Below are 25,075 nucleotides of genomic sequence, written 5' to 3'. Positions count from 1 at the left end.
CGGGAATGGAAGCGGATGACGGACACCGAGGCGCCGCGTCGTCGACGGCCGAGAAACCGCAAAGCGCAGATTCTCTCGGCTGCGGCGGAGGCGTTCAGCGAGCGTGGCTACCATCCCGTCGGGATCGACGACATCGCCGCGACGGTCGGAATCTCCGGGCCGGCACTGTATCGGCACTTTCCCACCAAGTACGCCTTGTTCGTGCACACCGTCATGCGGCTCGCGGACCTGTTGCTGGCCGCGACGGACCCCACGGTCGTCGACGGGCCCGACGCGAAAGCGCGCATGAACGCTGTGCTCACGGCGGTCATCCGCACCACCATCGACAACAGGCGCACCGGTGGGTTGTATCGCTGGGAAGGCCGCTACCTCGTCGGCGACGACAAAGTGGCGCTACGCGACGCCCTGTACACGCTCCATGGGCGCGTCGAAGATCCGTTGAAGACGCTGCGTCCCGAGTTGCCCGACGCCGACGCGGCGTTGCTCGCCACCGCCGCGATCAGTGTCGTCGCGAGTATCACCGCGCATCGTACTGTGTTGTCCGCCAAACAGATCGAGACGATGATCCTCGAGGCGGCATGGTCGGTTCTGCAGGCTGATCTGCCTCCGGGCTCGGCGGACTCCGCGTCTCGTGACGTGTCGACGCCGGATTCGAAACGCGAACTGTTGCTGCACGAGTCGATTCTGCTGTTCTACGAGCACGGTTTCCACGACGTGAGTATCGAGGACATCGGCGCGGCCGTCGGCATCAACGCATCGAGCGTGTACCGATACTTTCCCAGCAAGGCCGAGCTGCTCGCGGCGGCGTTCCATCGCGCCAACGAGAAGTTGACGGACACGCTGCAGAAGTCGCTCGCACGCTCGACCGATCCGGTCACGGCCATCGCCACGCTGTGCCGGTTGTACACGGAACTGACGTTCGGGCAGAGCGAACTCGTCGCGGTCTACTTCGCCGAGATCGGCAATCTGCCCGCGGAACAGCGCTCGGGACTACGAAACGTGCAGCGGCAGAACATCGAACGATGGGCGCAGCTGCTGCGAGATGCGCGACCGGAGCTGTCGGTCGTCGCGTCCCGATTCCTCGTGCATGCTGCGCTGGGCGTCGTGTTCGACGTCGGTCGCGCGGTGCGATTCGATCGCTCGGACGCGACGGTGGCTCGGGTGCACACGGTGATGGTGGCGGTACTGATGGGGAGGCAATGAACGATGAGGGTACGGGAACTACTGGAGCAGTCCGACGTTTCTACGGACGAACTCGACGAGGTCTGGGCGACGCTCGACACGGTGCGTGCGGAGGACATCCTGGGGTCGTGGACCGGCGCCGCCTTCCGAACCGGCCACGCGCTGTGCGCCGCGCTGCCCGCAAGTAGATGGCACGGCAAGACTTTCCATTCGCTGACCGACGCGAAACCTCTCATCTGCCGCGCCGACGACGGGTCGCTGTACTCGAACGTCGAGCTCGGTGCGGGCGAGGCGTCGCTCTGGAACATCGAGTTCCGAGGCGAGGTCACCGCGACGATGGTCTACGACGGCAAGGCCGTGTTCGACCACTTCAAACGTGTCGACGACCGCACCCTGATGGGGATCATGAACGGCAAGCCCGACCTCGTGCTCTCTCGCGGCAAGCACTTCTACTTCGTGCTCGAGCGCAGCTGATGGTGACTGCCAGGGCGCTGGTCTCGCGAGACCCGTCGTCGCCGTTCTCGATCGAAAGCGTGCAGATCGACGACCCGCGAAGCGACGAGATTCTCGTTCGAATGCGCGCGACCGGCATATGCCACACCGATCTCGTTGCACGCGCGGCGGGTTCGCGCACGCGTCCCGTTCTGCTCGGGCACGAAGGTGCGGGAGTGGTCGAGACCGTCGGTAGTCGGGTGACAGGAATCCGACCCGGCGACCACGTCGTTCTCACATATCGCCGGTGCGGCACGTGTGCGAACTGCGCACAGGGACGACCCGCGTACTGCCACCGCGGCGGCGTCCTCAACCGGTTCGGTACGCGGGCAGACGGTTCGCCTCGGGTGACGAGCGGCGGCGGACCCGTTGCCGACGGATTCTTCGGACAGTCGTCGTTCGCCGAGATGGCACTGACGACACAGGACAACACGATCGTCGTCGACCGAGACGTCGATCTCGCCGTGGCGGCGCCCCTCGGCTGCAGCGTGCAGACGGGAGCGGGCGCGGTGATGAACGTGCTGCGCCCCGAACCCTCGGACTCCTTCGTCGTCCACGGCGCGGGCGGTGTAGGGATGGCGGCGGTGCTCGCTGCGGTTGCGACAGGGGTCGGGACGATCTGCGTCGTCGAGACATCCGGTGCGCGACGTGCACTGGCCCTCGACCTCGGTGCTACCCACGTGTTCGATCCGGCAGAAGTCGACGTGGTCGAGGCGCTGCGCGACGTCACCCGCGGAGGTGTCACACACGCGTTGGACACCACGGGTGTGGCCGACGTCGTCGCCGACGCGATCGCCGCTCTGGGTATCGGGGGAACGCTCGTGACCGTCGGACTCGGAAAAGGGACGGTACGACTCGACCTGCTCGACACCGTGATTACAGGGAAGACCGTTCGCGGATGCCTCGAAGGGGACTCGATACCGAAACAGTTCGTTCCGGTTCTGACTGCACTGCTCCGAGACGGCCGACTACCCGTCGACCGACTGGTGTCGTCCTACCACTGGCGAGACATCGACGCGGCCGTCGACGACCACCGTGACGGGAAAACGGTCAAGCCCGTGTTGCTGTGGGAGTGAGAGCTGCGCGTGCGAACCTAGTGGGAGCTCTCGGCGGACCTGCGGCGCGCAAGAAGGCGTGAGACGCCCAGCTGCGCGACGACGACGATCGTTCCGACGATCAGGCCCAGCAGCGCCGAGGCCAGCGTGTTGACGATCCACGCGAGCACCGGTCCGATGCCGGCGATGTCGTGGACAGCGTCCTCGCCGTGATGAACGAGCTCGTACAGCGGGTGGAAGCCGAGTTCGTCGATCCCGACGAGCAGGATGTGCCCGCCGACCCACAGCATGGCCGCGGTGCCGACGACGCCGAGGAACGACATGACCTTCGGCATGGCCTTGACGAGGCCGCGTCCGAACTTCTCGACGAATCCGGACGACTTCTCGGCCAGACGCAGGCCGATGTCGTCCATCTTCACGATGAGTCCGACGACACCGTAGACGACGACGGTGATGACCACCGCGACGACGGCGAGAATGATCAATCGGCTCCAGAAGCCTTCGGAGGCAATGGTGTCGAGTGCGATGACCATGATCTCGGCCGAGAGGATGAGGTCGGTGCGGACGGCACCGGACACGACGCTGTCCTCGTCGCGAGGTCCGTCGTCCTCGGCGTGGTGGTCACCGTGCCCGAACAGTGCACCCCAGATCTTGTGCACTGCTTCGTAGGCGAGGTAACAGCCACCGAGCATCAGGATCGGCGTCAGGAGCCACGGAAGGAACTGGCTCAGTATCAACGCGATCGGCAGGATGATCAGCAGCTTGTTCCGCAGCGAACCGATGGCGATCTTCTTGATGATCGGCAACTCGCGCTCGGCGGCGAGACCGCGGACGTACTGGGGCGTCACGGCCGCGTCGTCGATCACGACACCGGCAGCTTTCGCGGTTGCTCGTCCGGTCGCAGCGCCGACGTCGTCGATCGAGGCCGCAGCCAGACGCGCGAGCGCGGCTACGTCGTCCAGCAGTGCAACGAGTCCACCGGCCATCGTGGAGCCTCCTGTGAAGAGTGCGAAGCGATACCACCGAACGATACCCGCCCACATTGTGGGTAAAGACTTCGTCAAGAAAGGTTGTTAGCATGCCTTCCATGTCGGTGACCACGCGTGTACTCGTCGGATTGACTGCTTCTCTGATGCTCTGCGGGGGAGGTGCCACCGCCACCGCTGCGCCGATCGACGTGCCGTGGTCGCCCGACACTGCCGTCGACACCGAGGTCGAATTCGTGTCCGACGGCATCACCTACTACGGCAGTCTGCGACCCTCGGTCGGCGAAACACGAGGCGCCGCACTGCTTCTCCCGGGTAGTGGACCGATCGACCGCAACGGGAACGTGCAGGCCGCAAACATCTCGCCGAGCACCATCGCCTACATCGCCGACGCGTTGGCGCAACGAGGCATCACGACGCTGCGGTTCGACAAGATCGGGGCAGGCCGCACCGGAACCGACGGACTCGACCCAGCGGATCCCCCCGGCTTCACGGACCAAGTCGACGCGGCCGAGGCAGCGGCCGCAGTGTTGTCCGAGCGCACCGGAATCAGCGGCGACGACTTCGCGGTGCTCGGACACAGCGAGGGCGGGTTGACGGCGTTGGCGCTGGCCGACCGCGGAGTGGCCGTCGGCAAGCTCGGTCTGCTCGCGCCGCTGTCCATTCGCTATTTCGATCTGTTGCATGCGCAGTTGAACCGCAACTTCGACCTTGCGGTCTCGTCGGGTCAGGCCACGCCTGCCGACGCGGACGTGTGGCGAGGCCGTCTCGACGAGACCATCGCGGCGTTGCGGGCGGGTGAGCCGCTGCCGTACCCGGACGACGAGGTGCTCGCGCCGATCGGATTCGACGAGGAGAGCGCCACGTTCCTGACCGAGGCCGACGCGTTGGACCCGGCCGTGCTGGCCGCGAGGTTGCCGTCGGGCACCGATGTTCTTCTGACGTGCTCGGACAAGGATCTCAACGTGTCCTGCGGGCAGACGGACGTGCTGTTCGACGCGCTGCAGGGGACCGACGTCGACTACGCGCGTTTCACGAACGCCTCGCACATGCTTGCCGAACTAGGCCCGCTGCCGACGACGGGCTTCGACATGTACGCACCGCTACCGCAGTCATCGGAGTTCCGCGGCGCTCTCGACGCGTGGGTGGACCGCGCGTTCGCTTGAATAGGGACACGTGATGGCGCCGAGATCCTTCGGGGTGTAGTTCCCCGGGTAGCCGGGGTAGGTCTTGTTCTTCGGATCGTCGGTGGTGCGGGGCCTCTTGCGAGTCGGGAGGAAGCGTTCGGCGCGGGCCTTGGCGCGCAGGCTCGCGACGGCTGCGCGCTTGACGACGGGTGAGCCGGCCGGGAAACCGAACGCGCTCGCCATCCGGTCGTCCATCAACGCGAAGACGCCCTGTTCGACAGCAGGGCGAAGAAGCGCCGGGAACCAGGAGCAGAACAGGTCGAGTGTGTAGGTGCCGACCTTGTGGTTGTCGTCGGTGTAACGGAAGGTGCGTTCCTCGTAGTCGAGCTTGAACCGTGCGAAATCGGTGTACGACTCGGGAATGTTCTTGATCCCCATGCGCATTCCGACGTTGCGGTAGAAGTGGAACGTCGCGAGCCGCTCCGTGGGATGCAGCCGACGCCACCCGTACGTGTCGATCCATTCGATCGGCTCGTAGATGAAGGTGGTGAGCACGTACAGCATGTCGTCGTTGTCGATGTGGTACTGCCCGTGCATGCGGTTGACCATGCGCAGTGCCTCGCGACCGCGCGCGGAATCGTACCCGTGCTCGACCATCTCTCCCATCAACAGCGAGGTGTCGTCGTACCGTTTCTGGGGCCGGTTCGCGAACTCGCCGGTCTTCTCGAGCAGCGCGGAGATGGTCGGCACGCAATACGTTCGGAACAGGGCGAATTCGAGCGCTCGTTGGTAGTCCCACGGGAATTCGTATCCCGCGGTGATGCGATGGATGGTGTGGCAGTCGTCGACCGGGTCGAGTTGTTCGATACGTCGAAGCCAGCCGTAGCGGCCCCGCGCCGGCGTGAGGTCCATGGGGTCATCCCCGTCCGTGGCGAAGTTTCAGCATGAGCGCCGAGATCTTCAGATCACGCGCCTTGCGCTGCATGGTCAGCAGGTTCAGCGGTGCAGCGAACTTCTGCACGGCAAGCGATTTCACGGTGCTGAACTCGCGGAGACCGTCGGCCCCGTGAATACGGCCGAAACCGGAATCCCCGGTTCCTCCGAAGGGAAGTGCAGGTATTCCGGCGAAACCGAGGACCGAATTGACCGTTACGACACCACAATCGAGCCTCTCTGCTGCCCGACGGCCGGCGGCGGGGTCCTTCGTGAACACCGACGCCCCGAGGCCGTAGGACGACGCGTTCGCGCGGTCGATGCCCTCGTCGAGGTCGCGGACCTTGTTGACGACGACAGTCGGTCCGAACGTCTCTTCGGTGATCGCCGTGGACGTTTCGGGAACGTCGGTGAGAACGACCGGATCGATGTACGGCCCGTGCAGCGAATCGAGGCCACCGACGACGGCGTGTCCGCCCTTCGACAGCGCGTCCTGGATCTGTGCGCGCACGATGTCGCTCTGCTTGCCGAGCGTCATCGGACCGTACGACGACGTCGACGCTCCACCCGGTTTCAGCGCGGTGACCGACGCGGCGAGCTTGTCGACGAACTTCTCGTAGACGGGCGCCGCGACGTAGATGCGCTCGACGCCCGCGCACGTCTGTCCTGCGTTGCCCATCGCGCCGAACGTCGCGAACTCCACTGCCGCATCGAGATTCGCGTCGGCGTCGACGATCATCGCGTCCTTGCCGCCGCACTCGGCGACGAGAGGGGTGAGTGATTCGGCGCAGGTGGCCATGACCTTCTTGGCGGTGGCGGTGGATCCGGTGAACGCGATCTTGTTCACCGCCGACCGGCAGAGCGCGGTACCGGTGGATCCGTCACCGGTGACGGTCTGGAACACGGGATGCGGCGCGGCCAACGAATTCCATTTCTGCGCGAGCCATTCGCCGACACCCGGCGTCAATTCGCTGGGCTTGAACACGACGGCGTTGCCTGCGGCGAGGGCGTACGCGATGGAGCCCATCGGGGTGTAGAGCGGATAGTTCCACGGCCCGATCACGCCGACGACCCCGAACGGTCGATAGCCGACGTACGCCTGCTGGTTCGCACTGATCAGTCCGGACGAGACCTTGCGCTGCTTCAACGTCGTCTCGGCGTTGCGGGCTGCCCAGTCGATGTGTTCGACGCCCATCATCACTTCGAGAAGCGAGTCCTCGTCGGGCTTGCCGGTTTCTGCGGCGATGACGTCGGCGAGGCTCTGTGCGTCCTTGGCGATGGCTTTCTTGTATTCGAGAAGCCAACGCTTGCGTCCCGTGAAGCCTTGGACGTCCCACCATCGCGCGGCGGAACGAGCCCGGTCGACGGCGTCGTCCACCTCGTTCACTCCGGCTACCGGGTAGCTGGCGAGGACGTTCGACGTTCGTGGGTCGAGGCTGTCGAACGTACGAGTCGGGGTGCGTTCGGCCTGGTCCGTCATGGGCGATTTCCTCCGCGGGCTGGGGGCGATCTGCGTGTCACATCACATATATTTGATGTGATTTACTGTTGTCGAGCTCACACTATGCGCCGTATCCGGCCTGAGACAACCCCCAATCGTCCTTCTTCAGGAGCCAAGATGAGCACGGATTTCACGCAGGAACAGCAGTCGTTCGCTCGCGCCGTCGCAGATTTCTGCGCCAAGGAGGCAGGGACGCGAGGTCAGCGCGATGCCCTCACCGACCACGGCAAGCACACCCACAACCAGGCGCTGTACGAGAAGATGGCGGCGCTCGGCTGGCTCGGTGCAACGATCCCGGAAGAGTACGGGGGCGCCGACGGCAGCACCGTCGACATGTGCATTCTGCTCGAGCAGGCAGCCAAGGCCATGGCCCCGATCGGGGGCATCGGACCGACCCTGATCACCGGCGCCGCGTACGAGAAGTTCGGTACCGCGTCGCAGAAGGAGACCGTGCTCGGCGGCATCGTGGCGGGTCGCAGCTACTCGATCTCGATGTCGGAACCGGAGGCGGGATCGGACGTCGGGAATCTGAGTTGTCGCGCGGAGAAGACGGGCGACGGTTGGGTGATCGACGGACAGAAGACATGGTGTTCGAACGCGCATTTCGCGGATCGGATTCTGCTCGTCGCGCGGACCGGGCGCGGAGGCGGGAAGCATGAAGGGTTGACGATGTTCGACGTGCCCGCCGACGCGGACGGCCTGTCCATCGTGGGGATCGAGACGATGGGCGGGAAGGAAGTCAACGATCTGTACTTCACCGACTGTGCATTGCCCGCGGACGCGGTCGTCGGCGTCGAGGGCCAGGGGTGGTCGCAGCTGATGACAGGTCTGAACATCGAGCGTCTGATCCTGGCGGCGATGATGCTCGGCACCGCACAGCGGGCGTTCGACGACACTCTCGAGTTCATCACGCAGCGTAAGCAGTTCGGACGACCCGTCGGCACGTTCCAGGCTCTACGGCATCGGATTGCGGATCTCGCGACGGAGATCGAGTGCGGTCGGCTGCTGGTCTACCACGTCGCTCGACTCGTGGACGAGAACCCGCAGAAGCTGTTTCCGCGGGAGGCGTCGATGGCGAAGTTGAAACTGACCGAGACGGCGAAGAAGGTTGCGCTCGAGGGCATGCAGATGATGGGCGGGTACGGCTACGCAACGGAGTTCGACATGGAGAAGCACGTGCGAACGACGCTGGTGTCGTCGATCTACGGCGGTACCAACGAAATTCAGCGCGACATCATCGGAAAGACCTACGGGCTCTGATGTCCGCACCCGCTCTGCGACGTAGGCCCCAACTGTCGGAAGAGGTTGCCGGCCACCTCCGGGGGCAGATCATGTCCGGAGCCATCCGACCCGGTTCGTTCGTGCGGATCGACGAGACGGCAGTCGAACTGGGCGTCAGCGCGACACCCGTCCGCGAAGCGCTGGTGTGTCTGCGGGGCGAAGGACTGGTCGAGCAGGTTCCGCACCGCGGCTATCGCGTCGGCGAGCTGTCCCGGGACGACATCGAGGACATCTTCTGGCTGCAGGGCACGATCGCGAGCAAGCTGGCGCGTCGTGCGGCGCGGGTGATCACCGCCGAGCAGGTAGTGCAGCTGACGGGGTTGAACGGGTGTCTGCGAGATGCCGTCGGGCGTGCCGACGCGGAGTCGGTCGAGCGCTGCGAATTCGAGTTCCATCGAACGGTCAACAAAGTCGCGGGCGGCGCGAAGCTCGCGTGGTTCCTGTTCGGTGCGATTCGCTACACCCCGGCCCGGCTGTACGCGTCGGACCGCTCCTGGGGTGAGGAAGCGGTGCGCAGCCACGAGGCGTTGATCGCGGCATTCACCCGGCGGGACCTCGAATCGGTCGGTGAGCTGATGCGTCGACAGTTCGTGGATGGCGCAGAGCGTCTGATCGCGCACCTCGAACGCGTGGGGGTGTGGGGCTAGCGTTCCGGTGCCGCCGCCAGTAGCAGGTCCGAACACTGTGCGACGACGGCGTCCTCGTCGAGGTCCAGTTCACCGCCGAGCCATGCCGTGAGCACCTGGGCGAAGCCGCCGACGACGTACTGCGTCGTCAGGTCCAGGCTTCGATCGCCTGTGGTGCCGTAGAACTCCGACGCCTGTGCTGCGAGAAGGCCGGCGAACATGCGAGTCGACTCGGCTCGCTTGGCGGCGAGAACGTCGTTGCTCAGTGTGGCCGAGAAGAGGAGGCGGCCGCGTCGGGGATCCTCGGCGACCATGCGGACAACGGTCGCCACGGCCGCATGGACTCGTTCTTCTTCGGACATCGGTGACGCGGCGACGGCGGCGAGAGTGGCTGTCGTCAGTTCGCCGACGACTCGGTCGTAGACGGCGTCCATCAAGGCGTTCTTGTCCGCGAAGCTCTCGTAGAAGTACCGCGACGCCACTCCCGCGGTACGGCAGACGCCGCGGACGCTGAGTTCGGGCTCGGTCGTTCCGAGCAGGTCGAGGCCCGCCTCGATCAGCACGCGCCGACGCTCGGCGACGCGCGCCGACCCGTCGACTCCGCCGTAGGTTCGCGGTGTCGGGGACATGTGCACATCTTGACACCCCGTGTCGTGTGCGCCTAGCGTCATCTGAACACACCCGTATGCAGATTCCGCCATTGGGGAGAGCGATGACTGCCGACAACGAACTACTCCGCAAGTCCATGACGGGCGTCGGCCTGCTCGCCGGAGGCGCCAACGTGATCATGCAGTTGGCTCATCCCAGCGTCGGCTACGGCGTCGTCGAGAGCCGCGTCGAAAGCGGTCAGATCAACCGGCATCCGATGAAACGCACTCGAACGACGCTGTCGTATCTCGCGGTTGCCGGTATGGCCGACGACGACGTGAAGACGGCCTATCGGAGAGCCACCGACAGATCTCACGCTGCGGTGAGGTCGACCGCCGACAGTCCGGTGAAATACAACGCGTTCGATCCGAAGCTCCAGCTGTGGGTCGCAGCGTGCCTGTATCGGGGATTCGAGGACGTCTATCTCGCGCTGTACGACGCGCCCGAGCCGGGCTTCATCGACGAAATGTACAGCCGCAGTCATGTTCTGGGATCGACGCTGCAGATGCCGGAGGACATGTGGCCTGCGGATCGTGCCGCGTTCGACAAGTACTGGGACGCCGCACTCGACGACGTGCACATCGACGCGACGGTTCGGCGGTATCTGTACGGCATCGCGTCCGCTACCTTCGTCAAGCCTGCCGTGCTGCATCCGTTGATCGGACCGTTCATGCGTTTCGTCACCACAGGCTTTCTGCCGCAACGATTTCGCGACGAGATGGAGCTGCCGTGGGACCCGGTGAAGGAGCGGCGGTTCGCGCTCCTGCTGCGAGTCCTGGCCCTGGGAAACCGGATGACTCCCGTCGCCGTGCGCCAGTTTCCGTTCAACGCCCTGCTCTGGGACGTGCGACGGCGAATGCGGTCGGGGCGGAAGTTGGTATAGGGCGGCTGCGCCACCATGTGTCCGGAAATACGTGGCCCGCTATGTATTTCCGGACACATGCGCCGAAGGCGCCTAACTCAGATGATGCGGCTGCGGGTGCGTCTTGTGCGACCAGTCGGACCCCGTGTCGTCCTGATGGCCGTGACCGACGGGCTCGCACGCTGTTCCCGCCCGAACGACCTGGATCACGACGGATTTCGACGTCGGACAGTTGCTTTCCATCGCCGTCGAGTCCAGTGGCACGAGCGGATTGGTCTCCGGGTAGTACGCCGCCGCGCATCCGCGCGGGGTGTCGTACTCGACGATCCGAAAGTTCGACGCGCACCGCTCGATGTCGTCGTCCTCCCAGCGCGTGACCAGATCGACGAAGTCGCCGTCCTGGAACCCGAGTGCTGCGATGTCGTCGCGATGCAGGAAGACGACGCGTCGGCCACCCTCGATGCCGCGGTACCGGTCGCTCAGCCCGTAGATCGTCGTGTTGAACTGGTCGTGGCTGCGCAGTGTCTGCAGCAGCAGGTGGCCGTCGGGTACGTGCAGCACCTCGATCGGCGACGCGACGAATTCTCCCTTGCCGGACTCGGTTTCGAACGTCCGCGAATCGCGCGGGGGATGGGGAAGGATGAAACCGCCCGGGCGTCGAACATTCACTTCGTACCCCGCACACCCGGGTACGACGCGTGAGATGTGCTCGCGGATGAGGCGGTAGTCGTCGCGCATGCCTTTCCAGTCGATGCCGTACCGATCACCGATGGCGGCCTCGGCGATGCCGGTGAGAATCGCGACCTCGGAGCGCAGGTGCTCGCTCGCGGGCTTCAGCGGTCCGCGCGACGAATGGACCGAGCAGGTCGAGTCCTCCACCGAAATCCATTGCGGCCCAGTGGCTTGTACGTCTTTCTCGGTCCGGCCGAGGGTCGGAAGGATCAGCGCGGTGTCGCCGGTGACGAGATGGGACCGGTTGATCTTGGTCGAGATGTGAACGGTCATCGCGAGATTGCGCATGGCCTGGGCGGTGACGTCGGTGTCCGGCGTCGCCTGCACGAAGTTGCCTCCGAGCCCGAGGAAGAACTGTGCCTTGCCGTCGCGCATCGCACGGATCGAGTCGACGGTGTCGTGTCCGTGCTCGCGCGGTGGGTCGAAGCCGAACTCCTTCTGGATCGAGTCCAGGAAGTGCTGCGGGACGCGCTCCCAGATGCCCATCGTGCGGTCACCCTGCACGTTGGAATGGCCGCGCACGGGAAACAGACCGGCCCCCTTCTTGCCGATATTGCCCTGTGCGAACGCAAGATTGGTGACTTCCTTGATCGTCGCGACGGCATTGCGGTGCTGTGTCAGGCCCATGGCCCAGCAGAACACGGTGGCCTTGGAGTCACGCAGCATCTTCGCGGCGTCGGTGATCTGCTCGCGCGTCAACCCGGTCGACGACGTGACGACGTCCCAGTCGACGGCGGTGACGTGCGCCTTCCATTCCTCGTAGCCGTTCGTGTGCCGATCGATGAAGTCGCGGTCGATGCAGTCCCATTCGACGAGCAGTGAGCCGAATGCTTGGAACAGCGCGAGGTCACCGTTGACCTTGATCGGCAGGTGCATGTCGGAGATGTCGGTGCCGGGCCCCACCATGCCGCGTGGTGTCTGTGGATTCTTGAAGTTGACGAGTCCCGCCTCGCGAAGCGGATTGATCGACAGAATCTTCGCGCCGTTCTGCTTGGCCTTCTCGAGTGCCGAGAGCATACGCGGGTGGTTGGTGCCGGGGTTCTGGCCGGCGATGACGATCAGCTCGGCCGCGTAGACGTCCTCGAGCGTCACGCTCGCCTTGCCGATGCCGATCGACTCCTGCAACGCGATGGACGTCGACTCGTGGCACATGTTGGAGCAGTCGGGCAGATTGTTCGTGCCGAAGGCTCGGGCGAACAGCTGGTACACGAACGCCGACTCGTTCGACGCGCGCCCCGACGTGTAGAAGATTGCTTCGGTCGGATCGGCGAGAGACTTCAGCTGGTCGCCGATGAGGCGGAACGCGTCGTCCCACTCGATCGGTTCGTAGTAGCGCGCACCGGGCAGCTTCACCATCGGGTGCGTGATGCGACCCTGCTGGCCGAGCCAGTGTTCGCTGCGCGAATCGAGATCGGCGATGCTGTGCGCGGCGAAGAAATCCGGCGTCGCGCGTGTCGTCGTCCCTTCCTCGGCGACCGCCTTCGCGCCGTTCTCGCAGAACTCCGCGACGTGGCGATGGCCGGGGTCGGGATCCGGCCATGCGCAGCTCATGCAGTCGAAGCCCTCGGCCTGATTGAGGTCGAGGAGGGTCTTCGCCGTGCGCACCGGGCCCATGTGGCCCAGCGCGCGTTTCATCGACACAGCGACCGCGGTCGCTCCGGCGGCATGGGTCTTGGGCTTCTCGATGTCGAGATCGGCCTCGTCGTAGTCGCGTACGTCGTGTTTGCCGGCGCGCATGTGGATCCTCTCGCAGTCGGGATCCGCGCCGAGAAGCTACCGTCCGAGGAGGCGGTCGACCAGGTCGACGTAGGACTGCTTCGCCGACTCCTGGTCGGTGCCCTCCAGCTTCGCCCAGGCGTCGTACTTGGCGCGGTTCACCATGTCCAGTCTTCCCGGGCGCTTACCCGTGACGTCGCCGTTCGAACCTTGTTTGTACAACGAATAAAGATTCAGCAGGTCGTCGTTGCTCGGCTTGGTCGTGAGCGTCTTGACGTCGATCTGGGCCTGCTGGAACGACGCATCGAGATCGGACATGGTGAGTGACTCCTCGGGTGTCGGCGGGCCTCGATCATGGCATGAAGGAGCCGGTTTTCCGGCCCGCTTCGGACACGAGTTCCACACAGTGGGCGACGAACTTCTCGCGTGGCACGGTGACGGTCCCGTCGAGATAGCCCGCGAACAACGCCGTCAGGGCGCCGACGACGCCCACCGCGACGAGCTGTGCGTCGTCGGCGTCTCGATCGGTGAGTTGCGCGCGTACCAGCTCGACGAACCCCGGCACGAGCGCGGCGCCGCTGCCGCCGAGCGCAGGCTCGGAAAGGGGGGCCAGGAGCAGGACACGTCCGACGGCCGGGTCGTCCAGCACGAGTTCGACGAAGGCTCGGACGGGTGCTTCGGCTCGCGCGTCGCCCTGCGCGTGTTCGACGGCTGATTCGATCGCCGCGCGCGCCCGCTCGCCCACCTGGGCGTAGACGGCGCGGACGAACTGGTCGCGGTCGGTGAAGCTCTCGTAGAAGTACCGCTCGGTGAGCTTCGCGGCCCGACAGACCGCCCGCACGCTGACCGATGGGCCTTCCGGGGCGCCGAGCAGGGACGTTCCGACGTCGAGAAGCGTCGTGAATCTCTGTCGGCGGCGATCGTCGATGCTCATCGCCGCGACCATTGACTACGCATGTTGTCAGATCCTAGTCTGACAACATGCGTAGTCAGTCCGGTGAGGAGCGACCGGTGCCACTCGGCCCCGACTCGCTGACGTGGAGGTACTTCGGCGATTGGCGCGGCATGCTGCAAGGCGTGTGGGCCGGGTCGATGCAGAACATGCATCCCGGGCTGGGCGCGGGCGTCGAGCAGCACTCGAGCTTCTTCGACGAGCGGTGGGAGCGGCTGTTCCGCTCGCTCTATCCGATCGGCGGCGTGGTGTTCGACGGCGACCGCGCCGAACGGACGGCGCTTCAGGTGCGCGGCTACCACGCCGAGATCAAGGGGGTCGACGCGCAAGGCAGGCGCTACCACGCGCTCGACCCCGACACCTTCTACTGGGCGCACGCGACCTTCTTCATGGGCACGATCATCACCGCGGATCACTTCATGGGCGGCGTCACCGACGAGCAGAAACGGCAACTGTTCGCCGAACACATCCAGTGGTATCGCCTCTACGGAATGAGCATGCGACCGGTGCCCGAGACGTGGGAGGACTTCCAGGTCTACTGGAAGCACATGTGCTGCGACGTGCTCGAGGACAACAAGGCGACGCGTGACGTGCTGGATCTGTCGCGTCTCGGGCCCCCGCCGTTCGCGTCGTGGATTCCGGGGCCGGTGTGGTCGGTGCTGCGCATTCCCATCGCCCGCGGATTCGTCTGGTTGACCGTCGGGATGTACGACCAACCGGTGCGAGATCTGTTGGGCTACAGCTGGAACCAGCGTGACGAGCGGATACACCGGCTCGTCGGGAAGGCGGTGAACGCGGCGTTCGCGTTCGTGCCGCGTCGCTACCGCATGCATCCGCGCGGCCGGGCCGGATGGGACCGGGCGACCGGGAGGGTGGCGTCGGACAGTCCGTTGCCGGAAACGCCTGCTCGCAATCTGCCGCCGCTGTCGGAACGCGACGACCCCAAGCATTACAACCCGCGGGTGTAGCTCACCCGGTATCGGGTACCTGACGTCACATGCACAACGTGAGAACAGGATCCGGCAAACCTTTGGTGCTCGTCCATGGCCTGGGATCCAGTTTTCGAAACTGGGACCCGATCGTGCCCGCGCTGAGTGCGGAACGGCAGGTGATCGCCGTCGATCTTCCGGGATTCGGTCGGACGCCGCCGCTGCCCGAGGTCACCATCGCGACGCTGACCGACGCGCTGCGTGAATTCCTCGACGCCGAAGGACTGTCCGACGCGGATGTCGTCGGCAGTTCCATGGGGGCCCGGATGGTGCTCGAGCTTGCCCGACGCGGCCACCGCGGCACCGTCGTATCGCTGGATTCCGGTGGTTTCTGGAACGACACGCAGGTGAAGGTGTTCGGTGCGTCGATCACCGCGTCGGTGGCGCTGGTCAGTCGGATTCAGCCGTTGCTGCCTTTCGTGACCGGCAATGCCGTGACGAGAACGCTTGCGCTGGCGCAGTTCTCGGCGGCACCGTGGAAGTTGCCGCAGGAGCTCGTACTGCGTGAGCTACGCGGGTTCTCCGACGAGGCGTCGCCCTCGCTGTCCGCCGCGCGCAAGGCTTTGATTCACGGGCCACGTCAGGAAGGTGCGCCGCGGGGTTCGCTGCAGGGCAAGGTGGTCATCGGCTGGGGGCGTCAGGACAAAGTGACGTTGCCCAGCGAGGCGAAGGTCGCGATGGAGCGGTTCCCCGACGCCGAGCTGCACTGGTTCGACAAGTGCGGGCATTTCCCGCACTGGGATCAGCCGGAGCAGACATCGGCCCTCATACTTCGGGCATGTGCATAGAAATACGTAACCCTCTATGTATTTCTATGCACATGCGACGAAGTCGCCTACCCCTCCCACCACGGGCGCAGCGGCACATCCGCCTCGCCCTTCGGGCCGAGCTTGACGCCCAGAACCTGGTGCAGCTGAACGACGTTGCGCTCGAAACCAAGTCGCGATCCGGCCATGTACAGGCCCCACACGCGTGCCGTTCCGACGCCGGCTTCCGCGACACAGGCGTCCCAGTTGTCGACGAGGTTCTGGCACCACGCCTTCAGCGTCAGCGCGTAGTGCTCACGTAGGTTCTCCTCGTGCCGCACCTCGAGGCCGACGTCCTGCATCTCGGTGATGATGCGGCCCGAGCCGGTGAGCTCGCCGTCCGGGAAGACGTAGCGATCGATGAAAGCGCCTGCGCGAGCGTGGCTTCGGTTGTCCGGTCGCGTGATGCAGTGGTTGAGCACCCGGCCACCGACGCGAAGCTTGGACTTGATCGACTCGAAGTACGACGGGTAGTTGTGCACTCCGATGTGCTCGGTCAGCCCGATCGACGACACCGCGTCGAACTCGGTCTCGGGGATGTCGCGGTAGTCGGAGAAGCGCACCTCGGCGAGGTCGGACAGACCCTCGTCGGCGATCGCCTTCTGCGCCCACGCGGCCTGTTCCTTCGACAGGGTCGCACCGATCGTCTTGACGCCACGGCGGGCGGCGTAGCGCACCATTCCGCCCCAGCCGCAACCGATGTCGAGCAGACGATCGCCCTCCTTCAGTCCGAGCTTGTCGAACACGAGGCGGTACTTGTTCTCCTGCGCCTGTTCGAGGCTGTCGCCGGAGGAGGTGTACGCCGCGCACGTGTACGTCATGGAGGGCCCGAGCACGTACTCGTAGAAGGTGTTCGACACGTCGTAGTGATGCGAGATGGAATCGGCGTCACGAGTCTTGGAGTGACGCAACCCTTCTGCGATCCGACGCCACCGCGGTACGACTTCCTGCGGGGGAGGTGCGATGGGACGCAACAGGTCCCAGCCGAGAGAGCGAGTGATCGACGCGAGGGTCAGTGCGCTCGGGCGTCGAAAATGCAGTTCGTCGCCCATCATGCGCAGGAGGTCGTACGGGTCGCCCGGATGTACGCCGATCGCCTCCAGGTCGCCCGAGACGTAGGCGCGAGCCATACCGAGATCGCCAGGGGCTGTCGCGAGATACGTCGTTCCTCGCGGGCTCTTCAGGTCGAGGCCGAGCGCAGCATCCTCCGGGCCCGCGGCGCTGCCGTCGTATGCGGTGAACCGGAGAGGGATGTTGCCGTCGGAAAGAAGTTCGAGAATTTCGGAAATGGTGAGCTTGTGCGCTCTCGCTGCGTCGCGGGTACCGGGCTCTTTGAATGTCGTCATTTTCTTTGCACCGCCTTCGAATACATGTCCAACAGACGTGATGTGGGGTCGTAACGCTTCTTGAGTTCCTTGAATTTCGCGCCGCCGTAGAGCGCGGCGAACTCGTCCTCGGTGTAGAACGCCTCCGAGTAGAGAGATTTGTGCCCGCCGAACTCGGTCACCTTCTTCTCGATCGCGCGGTTCGCCGCACCTTCGGGCTCGCCTGGGACGATCGGAACCGAGGACCAGAAGCCGACGTTGACGTAGGTCCGCTTCGGTTCGAGGGGGTACAGGGGCCACGGCCGGGCTGCGTCGGCGCCGGGTGCGGCGGGTTCGCGAAGTCGTAACGGGCACAACCACAACGGCTCGATCGGGATTTCGTCCAGGAACCAGTGCACGAACGCGGCGGTGTTCTCGATCGGCACTTCGATGTCCTGTACGACGCGTTCGCGCGGTGGGTTGCCCTTGCGTGCCTCGAGGCGGTCGGCGATGTCGTACTTCTGGTCGAGTCCGATGAGCTTCCAGTAGAAGCTGGAACGGCGGTACTTCGTCGGCCAGAAACGTCGAATCCTCGGATTCTGCGTTCCGAACGCACGCGAGCACCAGAACCAGTCGGTGTCCCACCGCCACAGGTAGTCGTGGATGGTGAGTCGATCGGACTTGGGCGTGCTGCCCGTGTGTTGAATCGAGCGGTAGTAGATCTTCGAGCCGGCGTGGTAATCGCTGACCGGGCCGGGTTCGGCAGTCTGCACGCCGAGCGTCAGGTAGCTCTCGGTCGCGGAGAAGACGACGCCGTCGAGATAGTGGACTGCGATGCCGTCGTACTCACGCTCGGTGGCGATGCGGTCCATCGTGGCCTGCATCGTCTCGAGGTCGTCGAAACGCACGTGCCTCAGCGCGACGTACGGCAGGACGGGTTCGAGGCGAATCTTCAGTCTGGTGGCATAGCCGAGCGTGCCGTACGAGTTGGGAAAGCCCCAGTACAGCTCGGAGTTCTCGCCTTCTGGTGTTGCAGTGAGGATCTCGCCGCTGCCGGTCAGGATGTCCATCTCGAGGACGGATTCGTGGGGCAGGCCGCTGCGAAACGACGTGCTCTCGATGCCGAGGCCGGTGACCGCACCGCCCAGGGTGATCGTCTTGAGCTGGGGGACGACGAGAGGAGCCAGGCCGTAGGGAAGCGTCGCGTCGACGAGGTCCTCGTAGGTGCACATGCCCGCGACATCTGCGGTGTTGTCCTGAGGGTTGACCGAGATGACGCGCGAAAGGCCGGACACGTCGAGGCCGGGCGCGTTCGCGACGGCCCGCGTACGGAAGAGGTTCGACGTCTTCTTCGCCAGCCGAACCGTCGCATGGGAAGGAATGGCGCGGTAGCTTCCGAGTAGCTGCTCGACCCCCGCCCGATGTGCCGCGAAACCGGTTTCCCTCGGTTCGGGCCTTCGTCTCATGAACCCTCTCGCTGAAGCCACAGGAAGACGCTATCGCCACGGGTCGCTCGGAGCCACCGCGATTGCTGCGCGCGCGGGCAAATTTCACTGAAATGTTGCTCCGTTCGCGCTGGATAACGGTGCAAAAGCGACAAATGGTTGCGTTCTACATCTTTTTTGTCGCGCTGAGAAAGTGTGCCGTGAACCATCTCACATCGCCGTATCCGTTCGTAGCCGAGCGACCCCTCCTGAAGGCAGGATGGAAAACGGACATGTTCGCTCGGTACGCACAAGGAGATTCGCCCGTGGCACAGGTAAGCGCCAGCAGTTCCATCACCCTCGCTCAGTCGCCCGATCAGGTGTTGGCAGCGCTCACCGACTACGAGACGGTTCGACCTCGTATTCTGCCCGAGCAGTACCTCGACTACACCGTCCTCGAGGGCGGTCAGGGCGCAGGCACGGTTGCTCAGTGGACCCTGCAGGCCACGTCGAAGCGTTCGCGGAACGTCAAGGCCACGGTCAGCGTCGACGGTTCGACCATCACCGAGCGCGACGCGAACTCGTCGATGGTGACCACCTGGACCGTCGCGCCGTCGGGATCGGGCAGCGAGGTCACGACGACGACCGAATGGAAGGGCGCAGGCGGCATCGGCGGCTTCTTCGAGAAGACGTTCGCGCCGCTCGGTCTGAAGAAGATCCAGGCGCAGACGCTGGCCAACCTGGAGAAGGAAACCCGCTAACGCTCGTCGAACCGCGGGTCGCCGATCACAGCGACCGTGCCGACGACGGCGGCCCGCATCGACCACTCGAAGTCCGAGTCCAGACTTCGACTCTCCGCATCCACGCCCAGCGGAATCACGCTCAGGTCGTCTCTGGCCACCATCGCAGGCTGGTTCTGCCGCCTGTCCGGGGTGTGGACGAGTTCGGCCAGCGCGATGGCGTGTTCCGCCACCGTCGCGACCGCCCACACCGCCTGCGTGGGGCTCAGGTCGTACTGGGTCGCGTACCGCTGCTGCACCGCGTCGATCTTCGCGAGTGCATGGTGCGACCCGGCGCCGATGTTCACCAGGTAGTGCGCGATACCGGGATGCCCGTGAACGAGCCGACGTAGATCGATGGCGAGGCGCATCAGAGCGTCGTGCAGCGATTCGCCGTCCGCGGGTGCGGGAAAATCCCACCGCCGCAGGATCTCTTCCGCGACGAGATCCTTCACGGCGTCGATGCCGTCGATGTTGTTGTAGATCGCGACGATGCTGACCCCGAGCTTCTCGGCGAGCGTCTTGACGGTCACCTTCGGCAGCGTCAGTTCGATGCCTGCCGCCGTGATCGTCTCCGGGGTCACCCGGCGTCGGCGTCCGGCGGCGGGTCGGATCTCGGCCTGCATACACAAAGCATACGAGTAACCCGGCTGGTGCGAGGGCGTCGCCGAAGTTTAGCCTTACTCAAGTAGTGATGACTTCCGGGAGGTGGGTCATGACGGTTCCAGAATCGGGACCAGGCTTCTACGAGCCGGCTCTGCGGACGCTTGCTGTCAGTCGGCCGCGGCCAGGGGTGCTGCGCATGACGTCGATGGTGACGCCGACTCGTCATGCCGCCGACTGGGACGCGCTCAGCATCACGGAGTGGCTGCAGTTCCCCGGCGTTCCGTCCCTCGACATCACGGTGCGGCAATTCGACGCCGACCGCGGCATCCTGGACATCGAATTCAGCCCCAGCCTCGAGAACACGATCATGCAGCGCTGGCTCGGATCGATCGAGGTCGGTTCCTCGACGCCCATCGGCGGGCCCAGAGGCAGAGGTCTTCCGAACTTCGAGAGTGGTCGACGCGTCCTGCTGTTCGCCGACGAGGCGTCCGTGCCGGCAGTGCGCGCGATACTGCAACAGTGGCCCGCGTCGGCCACCGGAACGGTGTGGTTGGACACGCCCGACCCCGCCGCTGTCGCGGAACTACCCGTCGTCGATGGCGTCGGCGTCGTCAGCTTCCACGTCGGTATGGGGTTCGACCCGCTGGTGACCGCAGCCAGGCGCTCCGACATGGACTCGACCACCACCGTCTGGGCGGCCGGCGAGCGTTCACGGATGGACGCCATTCGGGCGGTCTGCCAGGACGCGGGGCTGTCCGCGGACGATACGAGGATCTTCGGGTACTGGTCGGACGACAGGCGTGGTCGCCGCGGCTAGGGGCGGCAGCGGGTGTGCTGGACCGGATCCCTACTAGGCTGAACGCGACAGTGCGACGAGAGGATTCTTCAGTGCAACCCGGTGAGCAGCCAGACATCGCGTCGATCATGCAGCAGGCGCAGCAGATGCAGCAGCAGTTGATGGCCGCGCAGGCGGAGATCTCACAGGCGGAGGTGTCCGGACAGGCCGGCGGGGGTCTCGTGCGGGCGACCGTGAAGGGCACCGGCGAACTCGTCGGGCTCACGATCGATCCGAAGGTCGTCGATCCCGACGACGTCGAAACGCTACAGGATCTGATCATCGGAGCCGTGGCCGACGCGTCGAACGCTGCGCAGTCGGTTGCGGCGGAGAAGCTCGGCCCTCTCGCGGGTGGTCTCGGCGGCGGTTCGCTCGGCCTTCCCGGCTTCTGAGGACGGACACGTGTACGAAGGTCCTGTTCAGGATCTGATCGACGAGCTCGGCAAGATGCCGGGCGTCGGCCCGAAAAGCGCGCAGCGCATAGCTTTTCACTTGTTGGGTGTCGAACCACCCGAGGTGGAGCGGCTCATCAAGGCCCTGCAACGTGTACGTGACGGCGTTCAGTTCTGCACGGTCTGCGGCACGGTGTCCGACAAGGAACTGTGCCGCATCTGTGCCGATCCGCGACGCGATCGCAGCATCATCTGCGTCGTAGAGGAGCCGAAAGACGTTCAGGCAGTGGAACGTACACGTGAGTTCAAGGGTCGATACCACGTGCTCGGCGGCGCACTCGACCCGTTGAACGGCGTCGGGCCGGACCAGTTGCGCATTCGAGAGTTGTTGATGCGCGTCGGGAATCAGGACGACGGCGTCGACGTCGCCGAAGTCATCATCGCCACCGACCCGAACACCGAGGGTGAGGCGACGGCGACGTATCTGGTGCGCATGATGCGGGACTTCCCGGGACTTGCGATCACCCGTCTGGCCTCGGGGCTGCCGATGGGTGGGGATCTGGAGTTCGCGGACGAGCTCACCTTGGGGCGCGCTTTGACGGGTCGTCGAGCGTTGTAGGCGGCTTCGCCGCATGTGCATAGAAATACATAGTCCGCTGTGTATTTTCATGCACATGAGTTGTCCCCACCCTGTGGATAACTCATGGTTTTCGGCTTTCGCTGTCGGAGCATCAGCGCATTGTGCTGCGCATGGTAACGAAACCCAGCGGTCGATGGCAAGAACTACTCGACGCCCAGAACGGCATCCTCACGACTACCCAGCTGTACGAACAGGGTGTCAACCGTGAGTCGATCCGCCACGCGGTGGAAAGCGGCCAATGGCTTCGAGTTTTTCGCGGCGTCATATCGACTACCAACGGGCCGCTCACACGCTCGATGATGTGTTCGGCGGCTCTCCTGTACGCCGGGCCACGGGCGCTGCTCAGTCATGACACGGCGGCCGAAGAATGGGGAATGCTGCGACCTCGGTACGGACCTGTACACGTGACGGTCCCGTTCGGGACATCGGCGACAAGTCAGGGTGCGGTCTTGCGACACGCGAAGCTGCGGTTCACGGCGCAGTCGAACAACGAGATTCACCCCGGCGTCGTGATTCACCGGTCGCGCGCGTGGTCGCACATCGGGGTGGAGACCGATCCGTGGAGGACGAGCAAGCCGGACACGGTGCTGGACCTTGCGGTCGACTCTGCCAGCGCCCGAGATGCAATGGTGCGAATGGTGTCGGCGATGTCGTCGGGTGCAGTCTCGGTGGATGCGATGCGAAAGAAGGTGGAGCTCAGGCGTCCCCGTCGATACCGGAAGGCGCTTCTCGACACGTTGGCGCTGCTGGCCGATGGAGTGCATTCTGCTCTGGAGCACCGATACGTAATCGACGTCGAGCAGGCGCACGGGTTGCCTTCGAGCGCGCGCCAGGCGCCACATCACGTCGACGGGCGGACGCTTTTCGAGGACGTCCTGTACGAGGAGGTGGGACTCATCGTCCGGCTGGACGGTCAGGCATTCCATTCGGCGAAGCAGCGTCGGTTCCGGGATCGACGACGCGACAATGCCGCAGAACTCGGAGGCCTACCTCGTCTCGTCTACGGGTGGGACGAGGTGACGAAGGATCCGTGCGGGGTGTATTCCGAGGTGCGGGCGGTGCTGGTCAGGGAGGGATGGGACGACACGTCGTTTCCCTGTGAGCGGTGCGCTCATGTGCACGAAAATACATAGCGGGGTCTGTATTTTCGTGCACGTGCGCGTCAGCGCCTCAACCGCTCTCTCCGAAGCTGCGTGACTTCCTCCAGCTCCAGGGGAGCCAAGGTCGACCCCGTCGCCTTCTCCAGCAAGTAGTCCGCCAGCTGCGGATTCCGGGCGAGCAACGGACCGTGCATGTACGTGCCGATCACCGACCCCTGTATGACGCCTTCACGCCCGTCGCCGACGCCGTTGCCGATTCCGCTCACGACCTTGGCCAGCGCACCGGCGTCGGGACCCAAAGTCGTTCCGCCGCGGTGGTTCTCGAATCCGGTCAGCTTGTCGGTGAGGCCGTCGAGAGTCGGCTCGGAGATGACCTCACCGATGGAGCGCACGTCCTGCGGCGACGTCGTCACGTCGAACAGCGAGATGCCGTCGACGCGTTCGCCTGCGGACGTCTCGTACCAGTGACCCAGGACCTGGATGGCCGCGCAGATCGCCAGTACCGGAACGCCGCGCGCCGCTGCGTTCTGCAGTCCGGGGTATTTCGTCAGATGTCGGGTCGCGAGCCGTTGCGCCGAATCCTCGGCTCCGCCGAGGGTGTACAGGTCGAGCGATTCCGGAACGGGATCGTTCAGCGTGATGTGCACGACCTCGGCGTCGATGTCGCGCATGCGCAAACGTTGTTTCAGCACGAGCGCGTTTCCGTTGTCGCCGTAGGTGCCCATGACGTCGGGCAGTACGAGTCCGATGCGGACGGTGGACTCAGACATCGTTCACCTCGCGTGCGAGTGCGCGCCCGAGATCACGGAACGCGGTGTAATTGGCGAGCACCTCGACGCGCCCGGGCGGACAGGATGCGATGGCCTTCAACGGATCTGCGACGGTCGTGTGCTTGGATCCGGCGTACAACAGTCGGACACCGAGATCGGTGGCCCGTTCACCGGATGCGACGACTGCGACGTTCTCGAAATGTTCGAAGCGAACGTCCCACAGCCACGACAGGTCCTCGCCGTCGGGTACCTGCCCGTTGACGGCGATGACGAGGCCGTCGACCGTCGGATCGATCATCGACAGCGCTTCCTGCCAGCCAGCGGGGTTCTTCGCGAGAAGCATTCGGACGGAATGAGATCCGTACTGCACCGTCGAATAGCGTCCGGCAACTTCGTTCACCGTGGACGCCGCGCGAACGGCATCCTCCGGAGTCGCTCCCAGCGTGACGGCTGCGGCGACGGCCTGAGCTGCGTTGCCTCGGTTGGCTTTTCCGGGTAGTGCCAACGACATTGGAATCTTCAGGCCGTCGGGCCCGTAGAGATTGTCGTCGTCGAGCCACCAGTCGGGAGTCGGCCTGGCGAAATCGCTTCCTGTCGAGTACCAGTGCTCGCCGTCCCAGATGATCGGCTCGCCGGTGCGCGGGCAACTGACCGAGTCGCCTGCCCAGCCGCCGCCCGCGGCCACCCACACCACGTTGGGAGCGTCGAATGCCGCGGACGTCACCAGGACGTCGTCGCAGTTGGCGATCACGACGGACTCCGGATGACGGGCGAGCCCTGCCCGAAGCTTCCGCTCGATCATGTTGATCTCGCCGACGCGGTCGAGCTGGTCGCGGCTGAGGTTCAGCAGCACGACGGCAGCGGGGGAGACGGCGTCGCACACGTGCGGAACGTGGAGCTCGTCGACCTCGAGAGCCGCGAGCGGCGCGTCGATGTGCGCGTGCAGCGCCGCGACGATCCCGGCGTCCATGTTGGCGCCGTCGGCCTGCGTTGCGACCTCACCGAGCGTCGAGAGCGCGGCTGCGGTCATACGCGTCGTCGTCGATTTGCCGTTCGTGCCGGTGACGACCACTGTGCGACGGCCGGAGCCGAGCCCCGTCAGAATGTCGGGATCGATCTTCAGGGCAACCAGCCCGCCGATCATCGACCCCTTGCCGCGGCCTGCCTTGCGCGACGCCCATGTGGCGGCCTCCGCGGCCTTCAAAGCCAGCCGGCCGCGCGCGCCTATCGCGGCCTTGCGCTCACCCGTTCGAACCATGCGCCGAGTCTGGCACAGACCTGTCCGGCAGCTCTCGTCGGAAGGTGGCTCAGCCGGGGAATCAGGCCGATGACGAGGG

The 25,075-nt window shown here is 65.1% G+C and carries 26 protein-coding genes; 14 read left to right on the top strand and 12 right to left on the bottom strand.

Annotated elements, in window-relative coordinates; all coding sequences use genetic code 11:
- Positions 1-15: 15 nt before the first annotated feature.
- Genes HQ354_RS06390 through HQ354_RS06380 form a run of 3 tightly spaced genes read left to right on the top strand, consistent with a single transcriptional unit; the run spans position 16 to position 2,750 of the window.
- A complete protein-coding gene (locus tag HQ354_RS06390; RefSeq protein ID WP_261768513.1) occupies positions 16-1,203 on the top strand; it encodes a TetR/AcrR family transcriptional regulator in 1,188 nt (395 codons plus the stop codon).
- A 3-nt stretch (positions 1,204-1,206) separates the two neighbouring features.
- Positions 1,207-1,656 (top strand): DUF4334 domain-containing protein, encoded by a 450-nt coding sequence (locus HQ354_RS06385; RefSeq protein WP_114330415.1) that lies wholly within the window; start codon positions 1,207-1,209, stop codon positions 1,654-1,656.
- A gap of 2 nt (positions 1,657-1,658) precedes the next feature.
- Positions 1,659-2,750 carry an NAD(P)-dependent alcohol dehydrogenase gene (locus HQ354_RS06380; protein WP_222634439.1) on the top strand — a complete coding sequence of 364 codons (1,092 nt, stop codon included), beginning with the start codon at positions 1,659-1,661 and terminating at the stop codon, positions 2,748-2,750.
- Between the two features lie 17 nt (positions 2,751-2,767).
- Here HQ354_RS06380 and HQ354_RS06375 read toward each other — a convergent pair whose 3' ends face one another.
- Entirely contained in the window at positions 2,768-3,715 is a 948-nt protein-coding gene (locus HQ354_RS06375) for a DUF808 domain-containing protein (RefSeq protein ID WP_222634399.1), read from the bottom strand.
- 101 nt (positions 3,716-3,816) lie between these two features.
- Between HQ354_RS06375 and HQ354_RS06370 the strand changes: the two genes are divergently transcribed.
- A complete protein-coding gene (locus HQ354_RS06370) occupies positions 3,817-4,881 on the top strand; it encodes a S9 family peptidase (RefSeq protein WP_222634400.1) in 1,065 nt (354 codons plus the stop codon).
- Here the strand turns inward: HQ354_RS06370 and HQ354_RS06365 are convergent.
- Both HQ354_RS06365 and HQ354_RS06360 read right to left on the bottom strand, forming a co-directional pair.
- Entirely contained in the window at positions 4,828-5,754 is a 927-nt protein-coding gene (locus HQ354_RS06365; protein WP_068423525.1) for an oxygenase MpaB family protein, read from the bottom strand. The genes HQ354_RS06370 and HQ354_RS06365 overlap by 54 nt on opposite strands.
- A 4-nt stretch (positions 5,755-5,758) precedes the next feature.
- Complete coding sequence (locus tag HQ354_RS06360) at positions 5,759-7,255, bottom strand: aldehyde dehydrogenase family protein (RefSeq protein WP_068423524.1); 1,497 nt, start codon at positions 7,253-7,255, stop codon at positions 5,759-5,761.
- A 138-nt stretch (positions 7,256-7,393) separates the two neighbouring features.
- Here HQ354_RS06360 and HQ354_RS06355 point away from each other — a divergent pair, with 138 nt between their 5' ends.
- Both HQ354_RS06355 and HQ354_RS06350 read left to right on the top strand, forming a co-directional pair.
- On the top strand, positions 7,394-8,536 hold the full coding sequence (locus tag HQ354_RS06355) for an acyl-CoA dehydrogenase family protein (protein WP_068423523.1): 1,143 nt from the start codon (positions 7,394-7,396) through the stop codon (positions 8,534-8,536).
- Positions 8,536-9,204, top strand: coding sequence for a GntR family transcriptional regulator (locus HQ354_RS06350; RefSeq protein WP_222634401.1), 669 nt, complete (start codon positions 8,536-8,538; stop codon positions 9,202-9,204). Before HQ354_RS06355 ends, HQ354_RS06350 begins: the two co-directional genes overlap by 1 nt.
- Here the strand turns inward: HQ354_RS06350 and HQ354_RS06345 are convergent.
- Positions 9,201-9,812 (bottom strand): TetR/AcrR family transcriptional regulator, encoded by a 612-nt coding sequence (locus HQ354_RS06345; RefSeq protein ID WP_167675765.1) that lies wholly within the window; start codon positions 9,810-9,812, stop codon positions 9,201-9,203. The two genes, HQ354_RS06350 and HQ354_RS06345, sit on opposite strands and share 4 nt — an antisense overlap.
- An 83-nt stretch (positions 9,813-9,895) precedes the next feature.
- Here HQ354_RS06345 and HQ354_RS06340 point away from each other — a divergent pair, with 83 nt between their 5' ends.
- On the top strand, positions 9,896-10,714 hold the full coding sequence (locus HQ354_RS06340) for an oxygenase MpaB family protein (protein ID WP_167675763.1): 819 nt from the start codon (positions 9,896-9,898) through the stop codon (positions 10,712-10,714).
- 72 nt (positions 10,715-10,786) lie between these two features.
- Here the strand turns inward: HQ354_RS06340 and HQ354_RS06335 are convergent, their stop codons facing one another.
- The 3 genes from HQ354_RS06335 to HQ354_RS06325 are packed head-to-tail and all read right to left on the bottom strand — an operon-like array spanning position 10,787 to position 14,075.
- On the bottom strand, positions 10,787-13,162 hold the full coding sequence (locus HQ354_RS06335; RefSeq protein ID WP_167675760.1) for an FdhF/YdeP family oxidoreductase: 2,376 nt from the start codon (positions 13,160-13,162) through the stop codon (positions 10,787-10,789).
- 36 nt (positions 13,163-13,198) lie between these two features.
- Entirely contained in the window at positions 13,199-13,459 is a 261-nt protein-coding gene (locus tag HQ354_RS06330; RefSeq protein ID WP_068423517.1) for an acyl-CoA-binding protein, read from the bottom strand.
- A 34-nt stretch (positions 13,460-13,493) separates the two neighbouring features.
- Entirely contained in the window at positions 13,494-14,075 is a 582-nt protein-coding gene (locus HQ354_RS06325; RefSeq protein WP_068423653.1) for a TetR/AcrR family transcriptional regulator, read from the bottom strand.
- Between the two features lie 47 nt (positions 14,076-14,122).
- On the opposite strand from HQ354_RS06325, the gene HQ354_RS06320 reads away from it, so the two are divergent.
- Both HQ354_RS06320 and HQ354_RS06315 read left to right on the top strand, forming a co-directional pair.
- Entirely contained in the window at positions 14,123-15,061 is a 939-nt protein-coding gene (locus HQ354_RS06320) for an oxygenase MpaB family protein (RefSeq protein ID WP_222634402.1), read from the top strand.
- A gap of 29 nt (positions 15,062-15,090) precedes the next feature.
- Positions 15,091-15,870 (top strand): alpha/beta fold hydrolase, encoded by a 780-nt coding sequence (locus HQ354_RS06315; protein ID WP_167675754.1) that lies wholly within the window; start codon positions 15,091-15,093, stop codon positions 15,868-15,870.
- A gap of 47 nt (positions 15,871-15,917) precedes the next feature.
- Here the strand turns inward: HQ354_RS06315 and HQ354_RS06310 are convergent, their stop codons facing one another.
- Both HQ354_RS06310 and HQ354_RS06305 read right to left on the bottom strand, forming a co-directional pair.
- The gene (locus HQ354_RS06310; protein ID WP_068423510.1) at positions 15,918-17,234 is read right to left on the bottom strand and encodes a class I SAM-dependent methyltransferase; all 1,317 of its coding nucleotides are present in this window, start codon (positions 17,232-17,234) and stop codon (positions 15,918-15,920) included.
- Positions 17,231-18,658 carry an FAD-binding oxidoreductase gene (locus HQ354_RS06305; RefSeq protein ID WP_068423508.1) on the bottom strand — a complete coding sequence of 476 codons (1,428 nt, stop codon included), beginning with the start codon at positions 18,656-18,658 and terminating at the stop codon, positions 17,231-17,233. Before HQ354_RS06305 ends, HQ354_RS06310 begins: the two co-directional genes overlap by 4 nt.
- 284 nt (positions 18,659-18,942) lie before the next feature.
- Between HQ354_RS06305 and HQ354_RS06300 the strand changes: the two genes are divergently transcribed.
- Complete coding sequence (locus HQ354_RS06300; RefSeq protein ID WP_068423646.1) at positions 18,943-19,377, top strand: SRPBCC family protein; 435 nt, start codon at positions 18,943-18,945, stop codon at positions 19,375-19,377.
- On the opposite strand, the gene HQ354_RS06295 is transcribed toward HQ354_RS06300, so the two are convergent.
- Positions 19,374-20,021, bottom strand: a complete 648-nt coding sequence (locus HQ354_RS06295; protein ID WP_167675752.1) for an HTH domain-containing protein — start codon at positions 20,019-20,021, stop codon at positions 19,374-19,376. The two genes, HQ354_RS06300 and HQ354_RS06295, sit on opposite strands and share 4 nt — an antisense overlap.
- Positions 20,022-20,110: 89 nt before the next feature.
- Between HQ354_RS06295 and HQ354_RS06290 the strand changes: the two genes are divergently transcribed.
- The 4 genes from HQ354_RS06290 to HQ354_RS06275 all read left to right on the top strand — a co-directional run bounded on the left by HQ354_RS06290 (position 20,111) and on the right by HQ354_RS06275 (position 23,001).
- Positions 20,111-20,818: a siderophore-interacting protein gene (locus HQ354_RS06290; protein ID WP_068423644.1), complete on the top strand. Its 708-nt coding sequence runs from the start codon at positions 20,111-20,113 to the stop codon at positions 20,816-20,818.
- 71 nt (positions 20,819-20,889) lie between these two features.
- The gene (locus HQ354_RS06285) at positions 20,890-21,228 is read left to right on the top strand and encodes a YbaB/EbfC family nucleoid-associated protein (protein ID WP_068423505.1); all 339 of its coding nucleotides are present in this window, start codon (positions 20,890-20,892) and stop codon (positions 21,226-21,228) included.
- Between the two features lie 10 nt (positions 21,229-21,238).
- Positions 21,239-21,847 carry a recombination mediator RecR gene (gene recR / locus HQ354_RS06280; RefSeq protein ID WP_068423503.1) on the top strand — a complete coding sequence of 203 codons (609 nt, stop codon included), beginning with the start codon at positions 21,239-21,241 and terminating at the stop codon, positions 21,845-21,847.
- 131 nt (positions 21,848-21,978) lie between these two features.
- A complete protein-coding gene (locus tag HQ354_RS06275) occupies positions 21,979-23,001 on the top strand; it encodes a type IV toxin-antitoxin system AbiEi family antitoxin domain-containing protein (RefSeq protein ID WP_167675750.1) in 1,023 nt (340 codons plus the stop codon).
- A gap of 29 nt (positions 23,002-23,030) precedes the next feature.
- Here the strand turns inward: HQ354_RS06275 and HQ354_RS06270 are convergent, their stop codons facing one another.
- A complete protein-coding gene (locus HQ354_RS06270) occupies positions 23,031-23,738 on the bottom strand; it encodes a type 1 glutamine amidotransferase (protein ID WP_222634403.1) in 708 nt (235 codons plus the stop codon).
- Positions 23,731-24,996 carry a Mur ligase family protein gene (locus HQ354_RS06265; RefSeq protein WP_222634404.1) on the bottom strand — a complete coding sequence of 422 codons (1,266 nt, stop codon included), beginning with the start codon at positions 24,994-24,996 and terminating at the stop codon, positions 23,731-23,733. Before HQ354_RS06265 ends, HQ354_RS06270 begins: the two co-directional genes overlap by 8 nt.
- Positions 24,997-25,075: the final 79 nt, after the last annotated feature.

The sequence above is a fragment of the Rhodococcus sp. BP-261 genome, assembly GCF_019835205.1.
Classification (GTDB): domain Bacteria; phylum Actinomycetota; class Actinomycetes; order Mycobacteriales; family Mycobacteriaceae; genus Rhodococcoides; species Rhodococcoides kyotonensis_B.
The sequence above is the reverse complement of the archived record's forward strand: the minus strand, read 5'-3'. Positions and strand labels throughout refer to the sequence as shown.